Annotated in this window: 3 protein-coding genes and 3 pseudogenes; 1 reads left to right on the plus strand and 5 read right to left on the minus strand. The window is 54.0% G+C overall.

Annotated features, from left to right (window positions below):
* Positions 1 to 50: 50 nt before the first annotated feature.
* The 4 genes and pseudogenes from AC07FD_RS14070 to AC07FD_RS14085 all read right to left on the minus strand — a co-directional run.
* Positions 51 to 379, minus strand: a pseudogene (locus AC07FD_RS14070) (IS66 family transposase); the annotation flags it as partial.
* 454 nt (positions 380 to 833) lie between these two features.
* Positions 834 to 1,316 (minus strand): GNAT family N-acetyltransferase, encoded by a 483-nt coding sequence (locus AC07FD_RS14075; RefSeq protein WP_095090031.1) that lies wholly within the window; start codon positions 1,314 to 1,316, stop codon positions 834 to 836.
* Positions 1,317 to 1,394: 78 nt separating this feature from the next.
* Complete coding sequence (locus AC07FD_RS14080) at positions 1,395 to 2,588, minus strand: hypothetical protein (RefSeq protein ID WP_478350328.1); 1,194 nt, start codon at positions 2,586 to 2,588, stop codon at positions 1,395 to 1,397.
* Positions 2,589 to 2,606: 18 nt separating this feature from the next.
* Positions 2,607 to 4,082, minus strand: a complete 1,476-nt coding sequence (locus AC07FD_RS14085; RefSeq protein WP_378918893.1) for a coproporphyrinogen-III oxidase family protein — start codon at positions 4,080 to 4,082, stop codon at positions 2,607 to 2,609.
* A 446-nt stretch (positions 4,083 to 4,528) separates the two neighbouring features.
* Here AC07FD_RS14085 and AC07FD_RS14090 point away from each other — a divergent pair.
* Positions 4,529 to 4,654 (plus strand): annotated as a pseudogene (locus AC07FD_RS14090) (hypothetical protein); the annotation flags it as partial.
* Positions 4,655 to 4,683: 29 nt separating this feature from the next.
* Here the strand turns inward: AC07FD_RS14090 and AC07FD_RS14095 are convergent.
* Positions 4,684 to 4,983: pseudogene (locus tag AC07FD_RS14095) on the minus strand (DDE-type integrase/transposase/recombinase); the annotation flags it as partial.
* Between the last annotated feature and the right edge of the window lie 47 nt (positions 4,984 to 5,030).

Below are 5,030 nucleotides of genomic sequence, written 5' to 3' on the forward strand. Positions count from 1 at the left end.
AATGCTCATGCCCTGGAACTTCAAACCAGACGCCGTCAGCTAACCGCTTACTGTTGTGCGGCATAGCGATCGGAACACCACACGTCGGGTCGATGCCCGTCCATCAGGGTCGGCACCACGATGGTGCCGCGTGTCGGAGCGGACCGATGGACGACCGCCTCCGCGCAGCGGAACACCCAGTGGTATGAATTGCTTCCCTCGATCCGCCCCCGGTCTCGTCGCAGGCGACGACCCTGGCCCGACGCAACGCCATGATCGCGTTATCGCGCTCAGCCATGAAGGCGCCCTGGGCGCGACGCAGCATGTTCATCAGGCCGCCCTGGCTGACGGCAAGACCGAAAAGGTCCGCGAACGCGCCCTGCAGCCGCTCGTAGGACAGTAAGCGATGCGCCAAGGCACCTTGCAATAGGCCGATAAACATGGAGCTTTCGCGCCATGACATTGGAACATGCAAAGGGCGATCTGGTCGCCGAGCTCAGCGGCGCCGCGCCGGCCGAAGATCGTGCAACGACGCCCGGGCGCGCGCGGCAACGAAGGCTGTGGAGCTGCACAGAGAAGCGCGCGTTGGTCGACCTGGCGAGCGCGGCGGGGCTATATTCTTCCATGGTTCGTCCTCCTGGCATGAGGATAGGCTCGACGAGCAACCCTCGTTTCAACACTGCCAGTGTAGGGCGAACCACCTCACAGCCGGCAACCAGAAAGGACATAAGGTCTTACGAAACGGGCGCGTTCTTACGATTGACCTCCACGCGAAATTTGGGTTGTGACCATGACGTTATGGCGTGCACCGACGTCAGCATCGGCTCACAGCCTCATCGATCATATGAGATAGGTCAATCCGGACCGGCGAGCCGCTTCTCGTAGAAGATCACTGCATGTCCGTGCAACATCCCTTCCGCGCAGCGCGTATATCCAGCCGTCTCATAAACTCTTTGAGCTCCTACTTGGCTCTTTGTCGTGTCGAGCTTTATCCACTTGAATCCCAGAGAAACAGCTCGCGATTCCAATTCACTAAGTATTCTCCTTCCAAGCCCTCGTCGTTGAAAGGCGGGATCGACCCGCAAACGCTTCAGCTGTGCGACATCGTTGTCAACGGGTTTCAATCCACCCATTGCAGCGAGTTGGGGGCCGATATGCGCAACTACGAAGTCTCCGCCTGACGCGATGTATACTTCCCCGACATTACGCAAATCATCCTCCCACGTTCCTTCCGGACCGCGCACACCAACTGCCTCAGAGGCGCTTCTATGCAGATGCCATACATCATCGGCATCCCCTGACTCGAACCGACGAAAGATAACTCCGTCTTGAGACATCGACCATCACCTTTTTTCGGACGTCGGACGTCAGCGCGTCTGGCGTCGTGACATGTTTTTGCCGGGGCAAATACCGCGTTAGCTTTGACGCGCCGCCATTAGCAGCCGCTGTGAAAGGACAGCTTCAACACTTTCCGAAGTCTCGACTCCGACAATTGGGCGGCCAGGTTCGATTGTATACTTTAACGCCGTACTGCGGTGCATCCGGCTAAACTGATCCAGCGCACAAACACAGGACGCTAGCAGCTTTCTAGTTTCACTGCCGTGGCGCTCGATGACGGGCAAGATGGTTGCGAACTTAGGGAAGTCCGCTTTCCCTTCTAGCCAGCTTGGCTGGAGCCCCGAGCCGCCCTTGTCTGGCGACAACCAGCGAAATACCTCCTGGATGCATCCCTGTGGATAGTATTCTGACAACCGATACACATCCATATAGAATTGCGGTTTCTGATGGAAGAGTTCTTCACCGATCAGTAGCACCGAGACCGCGACGATGCGGGCAGAGAAACGGCCGCTTGGGCCCAGCCTATCCTTGTAAGGGTTTTTTCCGTAAAATACACGAAATTGGCCAAATAGATCGGGCGACATACGTTCATAAAAACGCGCCAGAACATAATTTGCTGACTCAAGGCGCTCCACGCATACCGCAAGACATTGACGCGCGTCCACCCCGACCGTATCACGCAAAGCGAGTAGAGCGTCTATTGCCGACTGTAATTCACTCTCAATGAGTTGATGGCCAAGGCAAAAATCTCGCTCCTCGACCCCGGCCGACCCGAGGCAATATACGCGTGGATCGCTCTGCAACGGATTCGTAAGGATCATATCTTCATAGGAGAGGACATCAATGCTAGGCTGCCGCTGCCGACTTACGCGTGCAAGTTGCCTCAGTGCCTCTCCCACTGTCAACTCGGCATCAACGGAATGAAGGCCGGCAAACGCAGACATCTGATAAGCACAATTAACGAGATACTGGATATCTGTCTTAGCGACCCCGAACTCGGATTGGGGCAGATTCAGCAGCTGCGCCTCATAGTCCGTCTCCGCAATCATTGCGTTAATGCTACGCCCAAGTGCCTTAACCGCTTCACCAGGTCGTGCACTGGCTTTGATCTCCGCGATACAGTGCGGCAGCTGATCGGCGACAAAATTGCTGAGAGGCCCAAAGGGGCGTTTTCGCTCCCGGCGATCAATGCTATCGCTCTGATGAGAAAATATCCCCTGCGCCCGATAAAGCGGCTGTTCCGGCATGGAAAAGGACAACTTGGTGACCATTGACGAGCGCCCCCCGATTCACCGAAAGACAGCTTGCATTTCTGCACTTGACCCATATCTCGCCGCCGGCGAGTAATCGTGTTTTTCGAGAAGGTCAGTTCGTTTGTCTGTTATTCTGCTATCGTTGTACGCGACCCGCTCAAGCACATTGTCCGAGAAAAACAGCAGCGATATTGCGCCCGAATTGATAATGCCGGCCGCAGTTAATGAAAGCACGCCGTCGTTTGAGATGCGGACGAGTCCCGCCTTGCTTAAAAGTTCAAGCTCGCGGCCAAAGTATTTTTCAATCGACACTCCAAATTGTCCCTCGAAGCGGGAGAGCGACACCCCGCTGCTTCGCAAGGCAAACATCAATGTTCTGCGCATGAGATCGTCGTGCGACAGTACAGCACCTTTCCACACTGGTTTTTCGCCCGCTTCAACTCTAGATAGATAGCGATCTAAATCTGCTTCGTTATAGAACTGGCACTGGCTCATGTAGCCAAATCCGCCAAGCCCAAACGGAACAAGATTATTGTCGTTCCAGGAATCGTATTTGCGACGCTGTTGAACGGAGTGTGGCTGCGGCCTCTTAGTCCAGTAGAAAATCGGTCCATGTCGATAGCCAAGGCTGGTGAGGATGTGCTCCGCCATGAAATGCATTACGATGCGCTCCTTAGCTCCCGCGAATTGATATCGTCCTCTGGCCAATTGGCGAGCTATGGGATCCGTCGATTTAAACATCAATGGGAATATATTGAACTTCTCTATTCCCATGTCCAACAGGCCGATAAGTGAGTCGTACCAGCTCCGGAGCGTTTGCTCCGGCAACCCATACATCAAGTCAAGGGATAGATTCTCAGCGCCCATATCTTTAAGTAATTTTACGGTCCGGACCACCTCATCTACACCATGCCCACGGTTTAATATGCGCAAAATATTTCGATCCAGAGTTTGAACGCCAAGAACGAGGCGATTTACACCGCCACTAAGTAAAGTGGACACGCGATCCGCAGCATCATCATGCTTTACAAGTGAGGGATGCAATTCGAAACTCACTTCGGATTTCGATAAATCAAATCGCTTGTTGATTATACCAAACAGCGTTTTTAGTTGATGGTTGGTCAAAAATGAGGGGGTGCCACCCCCAAAAAAAGCAGTCTCAATAGCTTTGCCAGCGAGCGCCGCGTCTGACCAACTCATCTCTTTATCTAAGGCCGACAAATATCGTTCCACTCGCTCGGAGGATGGATTGATTTCCTTGGCGAAGTGGCAAAAGGTGCAATGCTGATTACAGAAAGGAATGTGGAAATAGAGGTCGATCGACGAGGCAATCTGAGCCAACAATTGCTCGCTACTCAGGTTGCTCATTGCCTTGAGGGGAGGATATGTACCAACGAGATAATCGTTGTGCGTGTCAAGATGCAAATTTTGCGACCTCAGCATATCTAGATTGATGTCGTACGAACGATCGATCGCAAGTTCCAAGGCCTCGGAATAGCTCGGCGCGTGCATTCTTTAGGACTCCTTAAGCTTTCGTGTGGAGGTGATGCGTGATGTGCATTCGCGCTACTACATCGGTGTTTTCTGCTTGGGCCAAGCAGTGCATTTCGATCAGCGATCCGTATTCCTCCCAGTTGATGCGGCAAAGGCTCTGGCGGGAACGCGCTCAACAGCGCAGCGTCTATGGCATTGATTTAGATCAATCGAGGAGGTTTCATTTGAACTATTGCGGCGACTGGGAGACCGCGCGCGGTCGTGCGGATCCACTACCGCCTCCTCGCAATAGACATGCCAACAAAGACTTTTGTGCGGACCTTGCCTGAAAGACTGGAAAACCAGTGCATCGCATCGCCGCGCCGACTGCGCCTCAAAGTCGGCTTTCGGACATACGCGTCTTCAACCGGACACGGCTGAACACGACATCTTCACTTTCCTGAAGAAGCTATTTATCCGCCTACCGGCAGCAGAACAGTCTGGCATCCGCCTTGCGCAAAATCGGGCGCATCGAACGGATCGTGTTCACCTTACAATGGTTTGAGGATCCGCTCTTGGGCAACTCGGGTAGCGTCGCCTTAAAATGTTGAAGGGCGCAGCAAAGGATTGCGGCCCCTGTTCATGCGGCGCTCGACAAGGCGATATCGTTCCAGACGGCCAGAGCGGCAGCACGAATATCGCGATGACCGGCAGCTGTCAGATGTTTGCGGTGAAGGTTGAAGAGGTTGGCGATCGGGCCGTGGATGGAGATGAAGCGCTGGTATTGCCCCGCCGACTTGAACCGGATCATGCCTCGCTCTCGTCGTCGAACAGCCATATGGGAGTTCTCCGCCCGGTTATTGAGAGCTTTGTGCGAACGATGCTCGACACCGGGCATGATTTCCCTCTTGGCTGCGTCGTAGGATCTGAGCCTGTTAGTATCTGCTCCAAAAAGAAGTGAGTGATTTCAGCGGGTTGTGATTCAGT

The sequence above is a fragment of the Mesorhizobium waitakense genome (assembly GCF_056431085.1).

Excerpts from the sequence above, each read along its gene's own strand:
- AC07FD_RS14075 (WP_095090031.1), bottom strand. The coding sequence starts at position 1,316 with ATGTCTCAAGACGGAGTTATCTTTCGTCGGTTCGAGTCAGGGGATGCC.
- AC07FD_RS14080 (WP_478350328.1), bottom strand. The coding sequence starts at position 2,588 with ATGGTCACCAAGTTGTCCTTTTCCATGCCGGAACAGCCGCTTTATCGG.
- AC07FD_RS14085 (WP_378918893.1), bottom strand. The coding sequence starts at position 4,082 with ATGCACGCGCCGAGCTATTCCGAGGCCTTGGAACTTGCGATCGATCGT.